This is a genomic window from Natribacillus halophilus (assembly GCF_900100185.1).
GTDB classification, from domain to species: Bacteria; Bacillota; Bacilli; order Bacillales; family Marinococcaceae; genus Natribacillus; species Natribacillus halophilus.
The window spans coordinates 47427-65863 of the sequence record NZ_FNEN01000002.1 but is presented as its reverse complement, the minus strand read 5'-3'; the positions used below and the strand labels follow the sequence as shown (position 1 = coordinate 65863).

Sequence of the window (18437 nt, the reverse complement as noted above, 5' to 3'; positions counted from 1 at the left end):
AAGTAATTATCAATGAAGAGTGGAGAAATCAGCAGTACTTAAAAACTTTTATTTTTATGCTTATTTCTATTTTGGTTTCTGTTATTTTTTTTAGTATATATGGCTTCGAGGTAGATATAGTAAATATACAACTTTATATAGCCTTTATAATATTGCTGTCACCTTTTTTATTATACAAGGATTTATTCCATCCCTTGGTTGTATACAGTCTATTTCAGTCCTTGTTCTTAATTGATATGTTAACTAAAAGTCTTGAGCCCCGTATGCACTTAGAGTATTTAACTGTTTCCTCAGATGATGCTGAGAGTTTCTTGAGTAGTTCCATTACCTTATGGATTATATGGTATTTACTTTTAATATTAGGAGTCTTTTTAGCAAATAAAATAAGAATTTCTAATGATGGTTTTCGTTTGGGTAAAAAAAATAGCCTTAATCCAAAGATTAATTATCCAACACTCATTGCCATGATATTTATTTTTATAGGTTTCATATCATTTTTGTATGCAACTTTTGTTGTAAACAACGGGTTAGCAAGTATGTTAGATAGCATGATGAGTCGCGTAGAGACATATGAGGGGCTAGCGTACGTTACTTATTTTACACAGTTAGGTGTAGTGGGTTCGATACTACTTTTATTAAAAGGACATAAAAAGACCTCAATTGTAACTGTAATAATTTTTCTATCTATAATTTCTCTATATGGGAGCAGAGGCACAGTCTTAACATTATTAATCTCGTTTATACTGGCCTATAATTATATAATCAAAAGGATGCGTGTAGGAAAATTATTGCCCGTAGGTATTATTGGATTAATTTTCGTACAGGTTTTTGGTAATCAGAGATTTTCTGGTGACTTTTCAATTAATAATGATATGAATATAATTGATCTAATTGTATATTCTGCCTCCCAAAAAAGCACTGGGGATATTCTTCCTAGCCTTGTTGGAGCTTTAGAAAATAATGTAATAGGTTATCAGTTGGGTAAAGATTTTTTTAATATAATTTTTGCTCCAATACCAAGATCAATATGGGAAGGAAAACCACAAATTGACAATACGGGGGTAATTGGGAGTTTGCTTATGGGGAGTGAATCCTACGGTCTTCCAGCAGGAGCTTATGGATGGATCTATCTTAACTTTTGGTGGATTGGTGTAATAATATTTGGTATAGCTACGGGGTTTATAGTTGGTAAAATTTACAAATTAGCTATGAAGCAAATCCGTAATAATGAGGATTATATTTTTCTTTTCTATATATTAGCAGTCACCAGTTTTATAGATATCTCAACTACTGCTGGCCAAATTGATATATTGTTTTATTTTGGTGTAATAATTTTAATAAAGATTCTAGATAAGTTACTATTAATTTTTTATCCTATAAGGATAAATTCAACAGCGAATTATAAGCGACAGATGGGGGCATAGTAATTGAGAAAAAAAATATTATTCTTTTTGTTTTCTTTGTCTGGCGGAGGCGCAGAAAGAACTGTTATCAATATAATCAATAATTTAGATAAAGAAAAGTTTGAGGTTTTATTGATTCTAGGTACTGATCAAAACAATGACTATATTGATTTGTTGGATAAAGATATAAAGATTAAGTTTTTAAATTGTTCTAAATTAAGATTTTGCGCAACTAAATTATCAAAATATATAAGAGTTGAAAAACCAGACCTTCTATTTAGTACGATTAATGGTAATAATATTGTACTTTTGATAGCGAAAATATTAAGCTTTAGAAAAGTACCAGCGATAATTAGAGAAGCAAATAACAGAACGCAATCTAGATCAGTGACACGCGTTAATAAAACCCTCACTAGAGTATTATATAATCGTTATTCTGAAAGAATAATATCCTTGTCGAATGGAGTGAAATTTGATTTAGTAAGAAATTTTCGTGTTAAAGAAAGCAAAATCGAAGTGATATATAATCCAGTTGAATTCGACAAAATACAAGAATTGAGTATGGATAAGGTTAAAGATTTTAGAAAAAATGGCGAAGAGAAGCTTTTAATAGCTGTTGGCAGGCTAGTTGAGCAAAAAGATTTTAAAACATTACTAAAAGCGTTTAGTACTATATCACAACAAATAAATTCACGGTTAATCATTCTCGGTAAAGGGCCTAAAGAAGAAGAATTGAAAAAACAAAGCAACGATTTGGGAATTGGAGAAAAGGTAGTGTTCCTAGGATTTAAAAATAATCCTTATAAATATATGAGATTGGCAGATGCTTTTGTATTAAGTTCAAAGTGGGAAGGTTTTGGACATGTAATAGTTGAGGCTATGGCAACAGGGACATCAGTTATATCAACGGATTGTGAATCAGGACCAAGAGAAATAATATTAGAAGATAAGTATGGAATATTAGTACCTGTTGGTGACGATAGGCAACTATCAATAGAAACAATTAGATTATTGAAAGACGACAAAACAAAGGAAAACATGATAGCTCAAAGTTATAAAAGAGCTCAAGATTTTAATGTGAAGAAGATCATCAAAGAATATGAAAAAGCTTTTATGGATGTAAAATAATAATGACAACACCCGTGTATAGTAAAAGGAAAAAACATATGTCAAAAGTCGATCAATTATCACTCAAAGAAAATTTTTCATGGAATTTTATAGGCAGCATAATATATTCATTAAGTCAATTTTTTATAATAATTATATTAGCGCAAATGGGTAACCCTGTAGTAGTAGGACTATATTCAATAGGACTTGCTATAACTACCCCCATAATAAATCTCACTAATTTACAATTGAGACAAATTCAAGCAACCGATACAACGGCAGCGAATTACAGGTTTAACGATTATTTTGGTTTGAGGATTCTATCTGGTGTAATAATGCTTTTTATTACATTGTTAATTGTTATTTTAAGTAATTACGATATTGAAAAATCAATTGTTGTCTTACTTGTCGGTTTAACCAAAGTAATCGATTCATATAGTGATGTAACATATGGACAGTTACAACAACGTGAAAGAATGGATTATATTGGGAAATCCAGAGTAATTAAAGGTATTTGTACAATGATTGTAATGGGCATTACCTTTTATATAACTGGCAACTTAATACTATCACTAATAGGAATAAATATAGTCTGGTTAATTATATTTTTAGTTTATGATAAGAAAAATATAAAACTATTTCTTAAAAATGTATCGCCCGATTTTAATTTACATAATTTAAAAAGGTTGGTCCTGTTGGCTCTTCCTCTTGGGATTGTATTAATGCTAGTTACTTTGAACACAAATTTCCCTAGAATTATAGTTGAAGCTTTTTTGGGTGAAGCTGCCTTAGGGTATTTTGCATCAATAGCATACTTATTAGTAGTGGGAAACACTTTCATCCAATCTGTAGGGCAGGCAGCATCACCTAGGATGGCGAAATTATACAGAAATAGGGAGTTAAACGACTATAAAAAAATAATAGCTTTTTTAATAGTATTAGGTTTTTCTATAGGTTTAGTAGGTTTTATAGTCGCTGTATCACTTGGAGAAATAATTCTCACGCTATTATATGGAAGCTCTTATGCTGATTATAACCAGTTGTTAATACTTGTTATGATTGCAGGTATTTTTACATTTACAAGTTCATTTTTAGGACATGGTATCACAGCAATGAGGTTATTTAAGATCCAACCATATGCTAATGCAATAAGTTTAATGGTGACTATAATCACATCTTTTATTTTAATACCGATCATTGGTCTTAACGGTGCTGCTTATACTTTAATAATAGGGTCTATGACTCGTTTTACACTTAACCTTACAGTCATTTTTATTAATTTACATTTAACATATAAGAGGGATATTAAGAATGCTTAGTAGCTCTAACCTAGAAGAAGTTAACAAAGCATTGAGGTGTTGGTGGACGTCAGGTTTTCTTTATGCCTGAATGGCAGTGGCTAAAATTTGACGATGGATACCGAAGAAGCCGGGGGTGAATTATTGAAGCGCTGAGTGTTCGGTCCGTGTGGAAGCCGATGCACTTACAGTGGTATGTGTTTAGGGAGGGTGAGTATTACTCGCATAAAGAAAGGTCTTTCCGAGTCGAAAATGACGAAAAAGGACCGGATGATTGTAATGGTTATTTTAACACTAGCGGACTCCTGTGGAGAGCGTTATCTAAAATTTGGGGTGATGTAAATTATACATAATATTTTATGGACCGGAGGATGGGACTCTACTTTTCGTGTTTTAGATTTGGTCTTAAATAAAAACGAAACGATTCAACCATTTTATGTTTTAGATAAAACTCGTACATCGACATCTATGGAAATGAAGACAATGGATAAAATTAAAGATTTAATAAATGAAAAGAATCAAGGAGCAGAAAACAATATTTTGGAGACAAAATATATCACTAAAGAAGACATACCTTTAAACGGAGAAATCACAAAGAAATATAATAAGCTAGCAGCTAAATCCCATCTAGGAGGTCAATATGATTGGCTCGCTCGTTTTTCTTATGCTGAAGGAATCTACGATCTCGAGCTGTCCATTCATGTGGACGATAAAGCACAAGGGTTTATAAAAGAAGATGTTGAGAAAATAGAGAAACACAATGACAGTTATTTTAAAATGAAACAAGAACCATCGGTACAAGAACTAGATATCTTCTTATATTACCATTTTCCTCTTCTCGATATGTCCAAGATAGACATGGAGAAGAAAGCCAAAGAAAGTGGTTTTGATGATATTATGGAACAAACATGGTTCTGTTTTTTCCCCAGAAAAGATGGAACCCCATGTGGATTATGCAACCCATGCAAGTACACAAGAGAAGAAGGAATGGGAAGAAGAGTCCCCGACCCCACGATTAAAGACAAAACAGAATTCTTCCTTAGAAAAGTTAATCAAAAAGTAAAAAGTGTGGTAGGTGGCAGGAAATGATTGAGTTACACGTGTTAGTTTAATTTGTTTAAGAAATGGATGGAAGGTATGATTACCATTTAGTATGGAATTTATGAAAATATTTGTGGTAATATTATGTAGCATCTATTAGGGGTTACATACTCTCCCTTTTCAGATGGGAAGGATGGTGAAAGGGGTGGATATTTTGAAGGGAGTGGTAGTTCATTAATAGCGAACGTTCTTTATCCGGGAAATTTGTTTTTCAATGCCAATTCACATCTAATTATAATAAATCTACTACGATCAGCAAATTAGAAAACAATGGGCTTGGCCGGACGAAAAAAGGTGGAAAAAGAATTTGATCGGCAGATTGTTGTGGTTGCTTACGAGGGAGGAAATACAAATGGAAACAGGATTATAAGTCCAATACTAATGTCAATATATATCCAATGCGGAGGATTCATGCACGGAGACTAACTGAAAGTCATCAAGTTTGGATTGTGAAAGGACTTATGGGATTTTAATTCTGAATAGGGAATAAATGTTTGCATTCACTGTTTAGATTTGTTAAAATAAAGATACGTCTTAAGAAAATATAGAAAGCTTAGGAAAATTGTTAGAAACCGCGCCGGAATTAGAAAAATATAGATAAAACGTCTAACGAAGGATTAATGAATGGGAGATTTACCAGAGTCTTCAGACGTAGCCTAGCCGGATCCTAATTTAACACTGAACAAAGGTCCACTATTATGAGAGGATGGATTTAATGAATGTTAATGAAATTATAGATTTAATTAAAGAGCGCGATCCTGAAAGTTCCCATGTCAGGTTATATTTTACGGAAAAGAAACAGTCTGGCAGGTGCGTTTCATACTCACCAAGCATCGACCCTAGACTTCAGGAAAAATTATTAGACATGACTTTAGACACTCTAAATGACTTTACTGAAACACCTCAAATGCCTTTTAGTCCAATTGGCAGCAGAGAGGGTTATATCGAGACTTTTTCCACATCGGAAACCGCTAGCTATAATGAAATTATCGATAGCTTAAATGAGGATAATGTTCAAAGAAGAAGCCCCCAAGGATCAGAAGTAAGAAGGTTGAATTTCTACTCTTTGCGAATTGATGTAGATGATGAAAATGGAGATATTTTTATATTTAGGAGAGTAAATAAGTTTAATACCTTAACTAGAAAGGGTATTATTGGTCGATTCTCGTCGGGTGATTTTACTGAATTGGATTCAGATCTCGTGGGTGTAGATAAGAATATTGATTTAGTTGTATATAATAATGAGATACTAATCTTAAATCATATAGGACTTGAAAGAGTTTTTTCGATTAGTTCTCAATATCAAGAGAAGGCAAATGAAACATTAGATTTGGTTGAGCAATCAGGGCGAATAAGAAATTTTGATGCTTTTAAAGAAGACTGTCTGAACGATAAAAGAATAACTAGAATTTTAACCAAGATATTAATGGAAGAAGGTCGTGTTGAAAGAGTCTTTCAAAACTTTGATAATGTAGTTGATGTTATTGAGATTTTTGAATTACCGATAGACATTATTGAAGAGAACTCTACTCTGGTGTATGAAGATAAATCGCAGTTACTAGATTTCACCAGAGTCATTAGAGATTCTTTCTACAAGAGTATAATTGGAGAAAGAGAAGGTGTAGATGACGGCTTGTAGATGTAGGGAGGGAATGAAAGGTGATTACAGTATGGTATAGAACAGGCCTGTATGTTTCATCTTTTTTTCCACTATATATATTATTGTATCTTGATAATATTGAGTTTCTTACAGACTTAAAAACGTTAAAATCCTTAATTACTTTTAACATTCCATTGCCTTCAGTGTTTTTCTTAACTCTTGCTATGTTGATTCTTATTTCTATTGCATCGGTAGTAGTATTAAAGACCATATCACATAATGAAAGATACTCATTCAAAGGTATAAAAAAGACAGAAGATAATTTACTTAGTTATGTGGTAACATATTTAGTGCCTATTTTATCGATAGAAATTACTGATCCAAGCAGCTTACTGGTAAACTTAGGGCTATTTTCGCTTTTAGGGTTTATTTATGTAAAAAATAGCCTAGTTTATCTTAACCCTTTATTTTTATTTTTTAAATACAACATCTTCATATCTGAAGATGATGAAATTCTAATTTCAAATTACAACATAAATGAGTTGAAATTATTAGAAAAAACAAAAGTGAACGTAAGAAAATTAAGTTTTAATATTTATTTAATAAGAAGAGAAGCTAATAAAGAAATATAAGTGCAGGCACTATCTCCTCAAAGTTTACAAGGTCAATTTACTTCACATTATTTTACTGGTAGTCAATCAGAGTTAATAGCTAAAATTAATGAGGGTCTTAGTAGATTAGGGGAAGCTTCACCATATTCAATGGGGACTACTATTCCTATCAATACTCATGGGAAAACGTTTTATTTTACGGTAATGGCTGATCTAAATAAGGAAGGAAATGCATTTACTACGGTTGAAAATGTAAAGCAGGCAATGAATGGTCTATGGAGCCGTGTAAGAACGGCGGGAGAACTTCAAGAATTAGCTGTACCGCTCATAGGCACCGGAAGGGGACGTCTACAGATGTCCAGAAAACGAATGATTTCTTTAATTGCTAGATCTTTTGAGGAGGCTTCAGAAAAAAATTGACAGATAAATTGATAATTGTAGTTCGTCCTGAGGATGCAAATAATTTTGGGTTAAATCTATATGATGTAAAAGATCATCTTAATCAGGTCTTAGCGCCCTAGTTACAAAGACCGGAATAATAGCTCAAGGTTGTCATGAATTATCCTAAGGGTACATTCTAATGGATCTTGTAGAACGATTATTAACTGCAGGAACTATAGCAAAAATATATGTTAAATCGATCACCAAAAACCCCTGAGCAAATGTTACCCAAAGGAACATTATTTTTTCGTATATGAGCCTGCAGGTGTCACTGCAGGCTTCACTTCTTAATTATTTTACATATTTTCTTAGTTTCGCGAGAGCTCCTTTCCGCCATCCTTTAACCGTTTCGACGGAAACGTTGTACTTGGCAGCAATCATCCGTGGGGCTTGGTCGTGCACGGCGTGCTCGATGACCCAGCGTTGTTCACGGTCGGATAATTTGTTCAAGTAAGGGGCTAAGGTGTCTACATCTGACATCCAGGATTCTGACATGGCCATGTCCACAGGTTCCTGATCATTGGAACTGAAGGAATGCCGGTCGTAATAATTGGCATCCTTTCTCAGCATCGCCAACATTTCTCCTCTGACACGAAGGAAGGCATAAGCGGGAAATGGTCCTCTTTCACCATCGTGGTGTTGGTATGCAAGCCAAAGTCCTACATATCCTGCTTGCAAAAAGTCCTCATGGTTGCTGTGAATGTGGAGGCGTTTAAGCATCCCTTGTACTAACGGTGTGTACTGCTGATAGATTTCGTCGAATGAATATTGCTGACGGGCCGATTGATTATTGTTCACGGAAGTTCCTTCCCGGAACGGCGCCGTCCCCTAGATTATTCCCCAGGGTACTATAACTATAGCACTAAATGGTTCAAAAATCAGTATAATTTCTGATAATTAGTAATAAAATATCATTCTTATGGCCTATATGAAAAAATAAAATCCATCGGTCATGCTTTTCATTTTTTGATACAATAGTGTTATGTTCCGGACACGTGTCGGTACCTGGAATGGTTATGGAGGAATGAAGCGGTGGGTGCCGATGGTATGTACCATATTTCTGATGAAACGTTAGACTTTGCGTACCCGTGAAATCGATGAAGAATGATAAATAGAGATAGGATGTTATTATGTCAGAACAACAAGACCGCATTTTTTTATCTGCTCCTCATATGAGCGGAAATGAACAAAAATACATACAAGAAGCGTTTGACCAGAACTGGATCGCGCCGCTCGGCAACAATGTGAACGCATTTGAAAAAGAGTTGGCTGCGTATAGCGGTATGTAAGGGGCAGCGGTGCTGAGCTCCGGGACGGCTGCGATTCATTTGGCATTGCGGCAACTTGGCGTTGGGGAAGGGGATGTTGTTTTTTGTTCCTCACTGACGTTTGTCGCCAGCGCCAACCCGATTCTGTATCAAGGCGCGCGGCCGGTGTTTATCGACGCGGAACCGGCGACGTGGAATATGTCTCCCGCGGCATTGGCGCGCGCGATGCGTGATGCGGGGGAGCGGGGGGAGCTGCCCAAAGCTGTGATTGTTGTGAATTTGTATGGGCAGAATGCGCGAATGGATGCTTTGATGGAGATCTGCCGGGGGTATGGTGTGCCCGTCATTGAGGACGCAGCGGAATCGTTGGGGAGTGAGTATCAGGGTCGGAAGAGCGGTACGTTCGGCGATTTTGGCGTGTTTTCTTTTAATGGGAATAAAATTATCACGACGTCCGGCGGGGGTGCGTTGGTGTCGAATGATACGGAAGCGTTGGATCGGGCGCGGTTTCTGGCGACCCAGGCGCGGGAGCCGGCGCTTCATTATGAGCACAGCGAGGTTGGTTATAATTATCGAATGAGTAATATCGTCGCCGGTGCGGGGCGCGGGCAATTGGAAGTGTTGGATGAGCGCGTGGAGCAGCGGCGAGCTGTTTTTGAACGGTATTATGAGGCATTGAGCGGTTTGGCTGGGGTGGCTTTTATGCCCGAGCTTGAAGGGAGTAAGTCGAATAGGTGGTTGACGGCGTTGACGGTGGATCCCGAGCAGGCGGGCGTGAGTCATTTGGATATTATTGGAGCGCTAGGTGCGGAGAATATCGAGGCGCGGCCGGTGTGGAAGCCGATGCATATGCAGCCGTTGTTTGAGGGTGTTGAGTATTACTCGCATGAAGAGGGGTGGAGTGTGTCGGATGAGTTGTTTCGGTGTGGGTTGTGTTTGCCGTCGGGGTCGAGTATGACGGAGGGGGAGTTGGATAGGGTTATTGGGGTTGTTGAGGAGATGTTGAGATGATCGTTCCAATATTATTCGAAGCTTTTAATAGTAGCTAAATTTTTCGCCCAGTTAGTTGAGTATCTTTTTAACTCCGTGAATTTGATATAGCTCGATAATGTCTAGATAATGAATGATTTGTGCTATTGTTATTCACTCAACAATTTGGGGAGTTAGTTGAATAAGTTTAGAGCGTGGAGTATTGTTGAGACATCAATACCTTAAGTGTAGCAATCTGCCAGGTATGGTATATCGGTGATCGAAGATGCCGTGGAATCATTAGGAAACGAATACAAAGGATAAAAAAGTGGCGCGTCCGGAGATTTTAGTGTTTTTCTTTTAACGAAAATAAAATCATCATCACCTCAGACGGAGAGGCCTCGTTTCGAACAAACCGGAAACACTGGGGAGTTCACGATTTATAGGAATCCAAGTCCGTGAACCTGCATTCCATTAACAGCACACGGATGAGCAATATCGTCATCGGTGTTGGGAGGCTGCCTAGCGTTGCGTTTATGCCGGAACTCGAAGAAATGAAATCCAACCGCTGGATACTTAGATGATTTGATACGTGGAAAGTATATAAAAAGTCCTTGTTATTTTGAGGACTTCGATTCATATTCTTTCAAATTGTATTTAGAGGTGTCTGTGTCTGTAGAAGGCGGAATATTAGGGTCCTTTTCTTTCATTTCTTTTCTTTGATGATACGGCGTGTTTCTTCGAGCCATTCTTCAGATTCGTTGGGATATGCATAAACACCTTTATGCTTGGCATTGATATAACGTTCCAATTCTTGGTCGGTTATTTTTCGAAAAATCGCGATTGGTAGTCATTCTATCGCTCTCCTTTCTTCAAGTATAACTGAATGAGACGGTGTGATGCCAAGGGTTCAAAATCATGCAATCACCGCGTATCTCCTCTGCTCCAAACTGCTCATAATGTGCAATCAGATCAGGGTGCTGTTTAATATGAATCACTGCAAAGCCTTCAAATCCATAGTCAAAACTTATACTCGCAATCGCGACAAGCATGGGTGGTGTGATTTTTAATTCGCCATCATGTCTGTTCTCAGGAGAAGTTTCAACAAGAAGCTTAATAAGAATAAACCAATCAATCTGAGTAAGGTCTTATATGAATGCGTAAGTTCAAGTAAAAAATGACTATTTAAATAAAGAGGGAGTTTATATGAAGCAAGCTGATCTTTTGGATTTCTTACGTGTTTATCAAAAAGAATTGAATGACCTGGTTAATAAATTTAAAGAAGGAAAAGAAAGCATTGATAAAAATCATAAGAGAAAATTAAATTGGAAAAAATTTTATCATTACCTATTTTCACTTAGAGTTATCTTTGGAATTACCGCATTTATAATCACACCTTTTATTGCAGTTGGTTTTGGCACCATATTTGGTGATGAAACTGTTTATGGTAATCTATGGGCTGCCTTATTAGAATTGCCCTTACCAGTGTTGGCTGTTTGCATGATTCTGCCTTTAGTAATTATCGTATGGGGACTGTATAGCTTCTCTAGTCACGTTGTTGGTTTAGAAATAAGCAACATTGAAAATAATGCCTTTACTAAGGAGCTGTATGAAAAATATAATCCCTTGGAATATAAAATACTTACCGCTTTGAGTAATGAGAAAGATTATGTGCATGATGCTACTTTGAAAGTTAAGGAATGTGTTTTAAGGAATAGCGATGAATCGATTGAAAGGGAACGACAGGTTCACAGGGATACTGCAAAGCGGTTAGAAAAAACTAAAGAAATTGATTCAGATTTAGAAGAAGCTCTTGAAGATAAGACGGCTCTATTAGCTGAAATTGATTTTCTCCATCTCTTATTGGATTTAATCCATCGGAATGTTATACATTTCATAGAAAACGGGTATGCAGTAAGTAATGCAGAATTAAATGCTAAATTCAGCTTTTATAAACGAGAACAGAATGACACAGATACATTTGAATATAGACTACGTCATGGGGTGTCTAAGTCAAAAATTTCTGCTGACATCATCCAATTTGAAGGAGAAAATTTGGATCATCTAAGACAAGGAGAGATTTTAATACAATCTGAGGAAAAAACCGCGATCTGGTTAATGACACTGGATGATAGATCTGATTGGTTAGTTAAACTACATGAAAAAAGACATGTCGATAACTTGTTGAATGGTAATGATCAAGGTATAATTACAGTAGAAGGTTATAGGAAGTTACTTCTCGTGCTCTTTGAATTAATAGGTTCTGATAAAATTTGATGGAGGGTTTCCCATGACCAAGAAGAAAGCCGTCTATACAGACAAATCTGTAAGTTCAAGACAAGTAAAAACATATGCCCAACTAAAACGAGATCGCAAAATCGAAAACAAAAAAAAGATCAAGAATCATAATAAGAATAGAGCGAAAATTTACAGTTAAAAAGCAAAGATACACTTTAATGTGGTTTACCTTTGCTATTGTTTTTGAGTTTTCCTGCCTCTTTCAAGTTGCATGAATGTTGTTTTTGCTTCTCCTTTTGTTTTTTAAGCTTCTCTTCCCGTCTTTTATTAAAATCATCATATTTCAATCAAGTCACTCACCTTTTTTCCACCATCATCGGTTAAAAAATACGTTTATATACGCGAAAATCGGAAATCTTAATGATTTGGAGGAAAAAGCCAAATCCAAAACGATGGAATATTCAAAAATCTGGATTTCAAACAGCGTAAGGAACGCACCCATGAGCGTGACAAATCCTTTGCACACTGGGGATTGTAAACTCTCAAATGATCTGGGGATGTTTGTTTTTGGTCTTCGCTGACGTTTGTCGCCAGCGCCAACCCGATTCTGTATCAAGGCGCCCGGCCGGTATTTATCGACGCGGAATCGGCGACGTGGAACATGTCACCGGCGGCTTTGGCGCATGCGATGCGCGCGGCCCGTGTGGAAGCCGATGCACTTGCAGCCGTTGTTTGAGGGCGTTGAGTATTACCCGCATGATGAGGGGCGGAGTGTGTCGGATGAGTTGTTTGGGTGTGGGTTGTGTTTGCCTTCGGGGTCGAGTATGACGGAGGGGGAGCAGAGTAGAGTTATTGAGATTGTTGAGGGGATGTTGAGATGATCATTCACGAATCTTCGGTTCGCCTCATACAGAAAGGACCCCAGGTAAAATCCTGGCGTCCTTTCACAGCTGTTATTGCATCTCCTGCTGTATTTCAATGACTCTTTTCACATCAAGATCAGAACCTTTGGCTACCGTCTCAACGTTCATCCCCATTGCTAATAACCTGCGGGCAGTCGCTTCTTTTGCCTTTTTCTCTCCCCTTTTCTCAGCTTCCTTCTTACGAAGTTCCAATGCTTGTTCACGAAGTTCGTATTCTCGTTCCGCGGCTTCTTGATCCATAAGTTCTTTTGATCGCTCTTCATAGGCTACCCGCTGTTCCTTTGTCGAGCTGAGGTCTTCCCAGTGGCCGAATGCATTGTATAAAGATTCGTCATTCATGGCTATTGCCTCCAATTCCTGTATTTGAAGTTTTACACTTAATCCATCAACAGATTCAGCTAGGGTTTTGAACCACGTACTTGTAGTTATACCATGAAAATTAAAGAAATTCCTATTGACAAATCAAAAGCCATCCTTTATCTTTATATGTAACCGGTTACAGATTTTTGGAGGATTTAATGACAACTATTAAAGATGTAGCAAATAAAGCAAATGTTTCGGTGGCAACGGTATCTAGAGTGTTGAACCAAAGAGGATATGTCAGTGAAGATGCTTTAAGTAAGGTTTTACAAGCAATCAAAGAGTTGGATTATCAACCAAATTCTGTAGCCAGAACATTGTATAATAAGACGTCCAATATGATTGGATTGATTGTCCCCGATATTCAGAACCCATTCTTTCCTGAATTGGCGAGGGCTGTGGAGGATGTCGCCAATATCTACGGTTATACTGTTGTTTTGTGTAATTCAGATCAGGATGAAAAGAAAGAACGTGAATATGTGGATGCATTAAAACAAAAATATATAGACGGTTTAATTATGAGCACTCATCATCAACAGGAAAATGTATATTCTGCTGCCAACATACCTGTTGTAGCGCTGGACCGAGTGGGTGATGAGCGCCTGCCTGCCGTAGTCTCAAACAACTATAATGGCGGATGGAAAGCGGCAGAATACCTCGTTGAAAGAGGAGCGACTCGGTTGGCACATATACGAGGACCTCGAGGGATTACTTCATCTGAAGAACGTTATAACGGATTTATGGCTTATATAAAGAACCAGGGACTTGACTGCGTCATTGAAGAATGTCCATTTCAGTTAAATCCTGCTGAGGAACTGGCTGAGCGTTTTTACGCAGCCCACCCACATATTGATGGTGTTTTTGCTAGTAATGACGTTGTTGCCGCTGGATTTTTAAAAGTAGCCTTGAAACAGAAGATTCCCGTACCTGACCGTTTACAATTAATAGGATTCGACGGCATTGCTTTCGGACATATGATGTATCCAGAACTCACAACAGTTGCCCAACCTATTTATGAAATGGGAGCTTTAGCTTCTAGGCTTTGCATTAAGTTGATTGAAGGTCGGCAAACAGAACAATTGACCAACCAACTACCGGTCCAAATTCAGCTAGGCGGTACGACAAGGGGAGCATAAATTTCCAATTCAGTTACGGGAATACTATCGGCTAGTGGACTGAATAACATTTGATAAAATTCATTACTTTTGAAAATATGGAACCGGTTACATACCATGTTTTTATACATTAAAACACTTCATAAACCTATAGTCCAAATAATTAGAAGGGTCTGGTCCATGATGAGTGCAAACGCCAATATTGTTATTGTAGGAAGTTTGAATATGGATTTAGTTGCTGATTCAAAACGATTTCCATCAGAAGGTGAAACGATTATCGGTGATAAATTTGAGAAATATCCAGGAGGTAAAGGTGCGAATCAAGCGGTGGCAGCTGCTCGTTTAGGAGGATCAGTGAGTTTGATAGGGTGTGTAGGAGATGACGCTCACGGGCATCAATTGAAAAATTACTTGGAAAAAGAAAACATAAATACACATTCAATTTTTACAGTTAAAGATGTAAACACCGGAGTAGCTCAAATATCTATTGCAAAAAAAGAGAACAAAATTATTGTCGTCCCAGGAGCAAATTATGGCTTAAATTTAAGTATGATTAAACAAAGTGAACCCTTAATCAAACAAGCAAGTGTCATTCTGCTCCAATTGGAGATACCTATGGAAATTGTCGCTGAAACCATACGGATTGCAAAGGATAATAATGTTCCAGTCATTTTAAATCCCGCACCAGCTTTGGATATTCCTACATCTATATTGTCGGATGTCTCTTTTATTACACCTAATGAAAATGAGTTAGCTATATTAACTAATACAACTCTAACATCAGCTAGTAATTATGAGGGAACTATTAAACTTCTTCATAATAAGGGGGTTGATCATGTAATTGTTACTAGAGGCGAAAAGGGGGTGTTATTTAGTGATAATAAAATCATACAACACGCAAAAAGTAATAAGGTAGATGTTGTTGATACTACAGGAGCAGGAGACACTTTTAACGGGGCTTTAGCTGTAGCATTAGCTAACTCTCAATCTTTATATGAATCAGTAGTTTTTGCAAACAAAGCAGCTGGCATCTCTACAACGAAAGGAGGTGCACAAACAGGCATGCCAGTATTAGAGGAGGTGCAAAAAACAAATTAACGGTGAATAAATCAGTATTGACATGGATCTAAAATTATTGAGAGGAGTATTGTTATGATAAAGAATAGATGGTTGCTTGTATTAACTGTGTGTATTGTGGGAGTTTTATCAGCCTGTGGTAATGAGGAAAGTGAAGGCGAAGCTGATGCTACTGAGATCTCATTTGCACTTGATCAACCTGCTGAACATATTTGGGTTGATGCTGTGAACGAATTTGCTGAACTAGCAGAAGAGAAATCAGATGGGAGTCTAGATATTAGCGTTCATGATTCCGCTTCATTAGGAGATCAGGATGAAGCATTAGAAGGAATGCAGGTTGGAACAACTGGTGGAACGGTGAGCGTTGAACCCGTTTCTTCCTATGTAGAAGAAGTTGGAATTTATGGAGTCCCCTATCTTTTTGAGGATGAAGAACATCTAGAAACATTCCTTGAGAGTGAACACGGTGAGGAACTTGATGAGCTAATGATTGATGAAGGGTTCAGACCTTTAACATATTTTATGAGGGATCCTCGTCAAATGAGCAGTAATCAGGAAATAAATAGCTTAGAGGATATGAGTGGCTTAAATATTAGGGTGCCTGAATCACCTACAGCACCAGATGCTTTTGAAGCTATGGGAGCCAGTGTGGTAACTATGCCTATTGATGAAGTATATTCTGCTCTAGAACAAAACGTTATAGATGGCCAGGAAAATCCAATTACACAGATCCATTCTGACGGATTTTATGAGGTGCAGGATCATGTAACAATTTCAAATCATCAATACCAAGCAGGTTATTTGCTTATAAGTGAAAGCATTTATCAAGATCTAAATGAAGAAGAACAGGTCGCCTTAGAAGAGGCAGCTGAAGAAGCACAACTCTATGAAAGTGAACTGCTTCAGGAAGAGATAGAAGAAGCCTACAATGATTTAGAAGAAGCTGGTGTAGAAATTTCAGAACCTGATACTGATGAATTTGCTGATGCTGCCGCAGAAGCTTACGATGGTTATAGCGAAGTGATACAAGAATGGATAGAGAGAGTTGAGGATGTACAGTGATAAACTTAGGAACGTTTGTCTTTAATTGAAAGACAAACGTTCCATTAGAATTTATAAACCAGAGTAGGTGTTTGCATGATAGGGAGGATTAATGCAACAAATATATTAGGTCTCGTATCTTTCATTTTGATAGGCCTGTTAATATTTATAATGGCTGTACAAATATTTGCTCGACAATTTCTAGCAACTGTTCCTGCATGGAGTGGAGAAGAAGCTGCGAACTTCTTATTAATGTGGTCTATTTGTATTGGTGCGGGCTTAGCTGCTGGACGTAATTCCCACCTGGCTGTTGATTATTTCATTGATAGATTTTCAGTAAAAAAACAACGAATAATAGAAGTGTTTATATATTTAATCATTAGTGTTTTTTTGCTAATAATTATGATGGTTAATTTTCAATTAGCATGGGACGGAAGGTTCGCAACTACTCCTAGGCTAAACTTATCAACTTTTTGGTTCCAGGTTAGCATCTCTGCAAGCGCGTTTATTATGTTATATTTCTACATCAAACACCTTGTTAACACAATCAAATTGATAAAGAATAATTTCAGTATTAAAAAAGAAGGGAGAGACTGAACAATGGAACTTATCGTATTAGTTATCAGTTTCTTCCTCCTTCTTGCCTTTAAGGTTCCTATCTTTGTAGTCATTGGCATTTCTTCCCTATTATATATATGGTTGTCAGATATACCGAGTGCTTTATTAGGCCAGAGGATGATGACACAACTTGGATCATTCTCACTTCTGGCCGTTCCCTTTTATATACTTCTCGCTGAACTATTGAACTCTGGTAGCGCAAGTAGACGATTAATAAATTTAGTTAATTCCATTGTTGGTTTTATTAAGGGAGGCCTCGGGATTGCTAACGTTGGTATTAGCATGTTGTTCGCTGGCATATCTGGCACTGCCGTTGCAGATACTTCAGGATTAGGGAAAACATTGATTCCAGCGATGAAAAGAGAAGGTTATCCTGGTCCTTACTCAGCGGCTCTTACTGCAAGCTCTTCAGTTGTAGGCCCAATTATCCCTCCAAGCGTCAATCTAATTATTGCTGGAGTCACTGCGGGGATTTCTATACAACAGCTTTTTCTCGCAGGTATTATACCAGGTATTATGATGGGACTTGCAATGATGATTGCAGCATACTTGATTGCAATTAAGCGTAACTTTCCAAGATCAAATTCATTTAGGATCAAAAATGTGGGAAATGCACTTAAAGAAAGTTATTGGGAACTGCTGTTAATTGCATTTGTGCTTTACGGTATTATGGGAGGCCTTTTCACACCCACAGAAGCAGGGGCTATGGGAGTACTAGGAGCTTTATTTTTAGGGTTGGTCATTAGAAGGGACGTAAGTCTGAAGCAATTGTATGATTCTGGTATTGAGGCTGTGATATTCACAGGAACCGTTCTCATTTTAGTTGGCTTCGCTGCCACCTATGCTTGGATACTTGCGAATGAAGGAATTCCACAGTTACTAAGCGAATCCATCTTAGGTATTACTGTTGTTCCTATATTGGCTTTGCTGTTAGTTATGCTGGTTCTCTTTATTGTGGGTGCTGTAATGGAAACCATTGCATCAATTGTAATTGTTTTACCTCCCTTACTTGTATTGGGTGATGCAATAGGAGTAGATCCAATAACAATGACTATTCTTGTAGTAATGAATCTTACACTTGGTTTATTGACACCTCCAATTGGTGTGGGATTATTTATTGTTACATCCATAAGTAAAGAGAAAATGGGTAGTATCATTAAAGAAACCCTGCCTTTCTTTATTGCCAATGTGGTTATTCTTTTACTCATTGTATTGTTCCCACAGCTGACATTATGGATACCAGAAATGTTAGGTTAATATATACTAA

At 37.1% G+C, this 18437-nt stretch carries 17 protein-coding genes and 2 pseudogenes; 16 read left to right on the top strand and 3 right to left on the bottom strand.

The window, feature by feature from the left end:
- The first annotated feature begins 56 nt into the window (after positions 1–56).
- The 7 genes from BLS58_RS02520 (at position 57) to BLS58_RS02490 (ending at position 7540) form a co-directional block, all read left to right on the top strand.
- On the top strand, positions 57–1424 hold the full coding sequence (locus BLS58_RS02520) for an O-antigen polymerase (RefSeq protein ID WP_090395998.1): 1368 nt from the start codon (positions 57–59) through the stop codon (positions 1422–1424).
- A 3-nt stretch (positions 1425–1427) separates the two neighbouring features.
- Complete coding sequence (locus BLS58_RS02515) at positions 1428–2531, top strand: glycosyltransferase (protein ID WP_090395997.1); 1104 nt, start codon at positions 1428–1430, stop codon at positions 2529–2531.
- A gap of 38 nt (positions 2532–2569) precedes the next feature.
- The gene (locus BLS58_RS02510) at positions 2570–3829 is read left to right on the top strand and encodes an oligosaccharide flippase family protein (protein WP_176764568.1); all 1260 of its coding nucleotides are present in this window, start codon (positions 2570–2572) and stop codon (positions 3827–3829) included.
- 462 nt (positions 3830–4291) lie between these two features.
- Positions 4292–4897: a 7-cyano-7-deazaguanine synthase gene (locus tag BLS58_RS02505; RefSeq protein WP_176764567.1), complete on the top strand. Its 606-nt coding sequence runs from the start codon at positions 4292–4294 to the stop codon at positions 4895–4897.
- A 727-nt stretch (positions 4898–5624) separates the two neighbouring features.
- Complete coding sequence (locus BLS58_RS02500) at positions 5625–6548, top strand: Kiwa anti-phage protein KwaB-like domain-containing protein (RefSeq protein WP_176764566.1); 924 nt, start codon at positions 5625–5627, stop codon at positions 6546–6548.
- A 20-nt stretch (positions 6549–6568) separates the two neighbouring features.
- The gene (locus BLS58_RS02495; protein WP_090395993.1) at positions 6569–7141 is read left to right on the top strand and encodes a hypothetical protein; all 573 of its coding nucleotides are present in this window, start codon (positions 6569–6571) and stop codon (positions 7139–7141) included.
- Positions 7142–7540 carry a macro domain-containing protein gene (locus BLS58_RS02490; protein WP_143018854.1) on the top strand — a complete coding sequence of 133 codons (399 nt, stop codon included), beginning with the start codon at positions 7142–7144 and terminating at the stop codon, positions 7538–7540.
- A 312-nt stretch (positions 7541–7852) separates the two neighbouring features.
- Here BLS58_RS02490 and BLS58_RS02485 read toward each other — a convergent pair whose 3' ends face one another.
- Positions 7853–8359, bottom strand: a complete 507-nt coding sequence (locus tag BLS58_RS02485; protein WP_090395991.1) for a sigma-70 family RNA polymerase sigma factor — start codon at positions 8357–8359, stop codon at positions 7853–7855.
- A gap of 332 nt (positions 8360–8691) precedes the next feature.
- On the opposite strand from BLS58_RS02485, the pseudogene BLS58_RS02480 reads away from it, so the two are divergent.
- Both BLS58_RS02480 and BLS58_RS02475 read left to right on the top strand, forming a co-directional pair.
- A pseudogene (locus tag BLS58_RS02480) lies at positions 8692–9840 on the top strand (DegT/DnrJ/EryC1/StrS family aminotransferase).
- A 1164-nt stretch (positions 9841–11004) separates the two neighbouring features.
- Positions 11005–12075 (top strand): hypothetical protein, encoded by a 1071-nt coding sequence (locus BLS58_RS02475; RefSeq protein WP_090395990.1) that lies wholly within the window; start codon positions 11005–11007, stop codon positions 12073–12075.
- 176 nt (positions 12076–12251) lie between these two features.
- On the opposite strand, the gene BLS58_RS18130 is transcribed toward BLS58_RS02475, so the two are convergent.
- The gene (locus BLS58_RS18130) at positions 12252–12383 is read right to left on the bottom strand and encodes a hypothetical protein (protein WP_281240985.1); all 132 of its coding nucleotides are present in this window, start codon (positions 12381–12383) and stop codon (positions 12252–12254) included.
- 230 nt (positions 12384–12613) lie between these two features.
- Between BLS58_RS18130 and BLS58_RS18300 the strand changes: the two genes are divergently transcribed.
- Positions 12614–12772 (top strand): DegT/DnrJ/EryC1/StrS family aminotransferase, encoded by a 159-nt coding sequence (locus tag BLS58_RS18300; protein WP_090396374.1) that lies wholly within the window; start codon positions 12614–12616, stop codon positions 12770–12772.
- Positions 12729–12917, top strand: a pseudogene (locus BLS58_RS17900) (DegT/DnrJ/EryC1/StrS family aminotransferase); the annotation flags it as partial. The gene BLS58_RS18300 and the pseudogene BLS58_RS17900, both read left to right, overlap by 44 nt.
- 72 nt (positions 12918–12989) lie before the next feature.
- Here BLS58_RS17900 and BLS58_RS02460 read toward each other — a convergent pair.
- Positions 12990–13298 carry a hypothetical protein gene (locus tag BLS58_RS02460; RefSeq protein ID WP_090395989.1) on the bottom strand — a complete coding sequence of 103 codons (309 nt, stop codon included), beginning with the start codon at positions 13296–13298 and terminating at the stop codon, positions 12990–12992.
- A 179-nt stretch (positions 13299–13477) separates the two neighbouring features.
- Between BLS58_RS02460 and BLS58_RS02455 the strand changes: the two genes are divergently transcribed.
- From BLS58_RS02455 to BLS58_RS02435, 5 genes are all read left to right on the top strand, one after another.
- A complete protein-coding gene (locus tag BLS58_RS02455; protein ID WP_090395988.1) occupies positions 13478–14455 on the top strand; it encodes a LacI family DNA-binding transcriptional regulator in 978 nt (325 codons plus the stop codon).
- A gap of 159 nt (positions 14456–14614) precedes the next feature.
- Entirely contained in the window at positions 14615–15532 is a 918-nt protein-coding gene (gene rbsK, locus BLS58_RS02450) for a ribokinase (protein ID WP_245723032.1), read from the top strand.
- A 54-nt stretch (positions 15533–15586) separates the two neighbouring features.
- Positions 15587–16573: a TRAP transporter substrate-binding protein gene (locus BLS58_RS02445; protein ID WP_090395987.1), complete on the top strand. Its 987-nt coding sequence runs from the start codon at positions 15587–15589 to the stop codon at positions 16571–16573.
- A 75-nt stretch (positions 16574–16648) separates the two neighbouring features.
- Positions 16649–17149 carry a TRAP transporter small permease gene (locus BLS58_RS18295; RefSeq protein WP_090395986.1) on the top strand — a complete coding sequence of 167 codons (501 nt, stop codon included), beginning with the start codon at positions 16649–16651 and terminating at the stop codon, positions 17147–17149.
- Positions 17150–17152: 3 nt separating this feature from the next.
- Positions 17153–18427, top strand: coding sequence for a TRAP transporter large permease (locus BLS58_RS02435; protein WP_090395985.1), 1275 nt, complete (start codon positions 17153–17155; stop codon positions 18425–18427).
- Positions 18428–18437 lie beyond the last annotated feature (10 nt).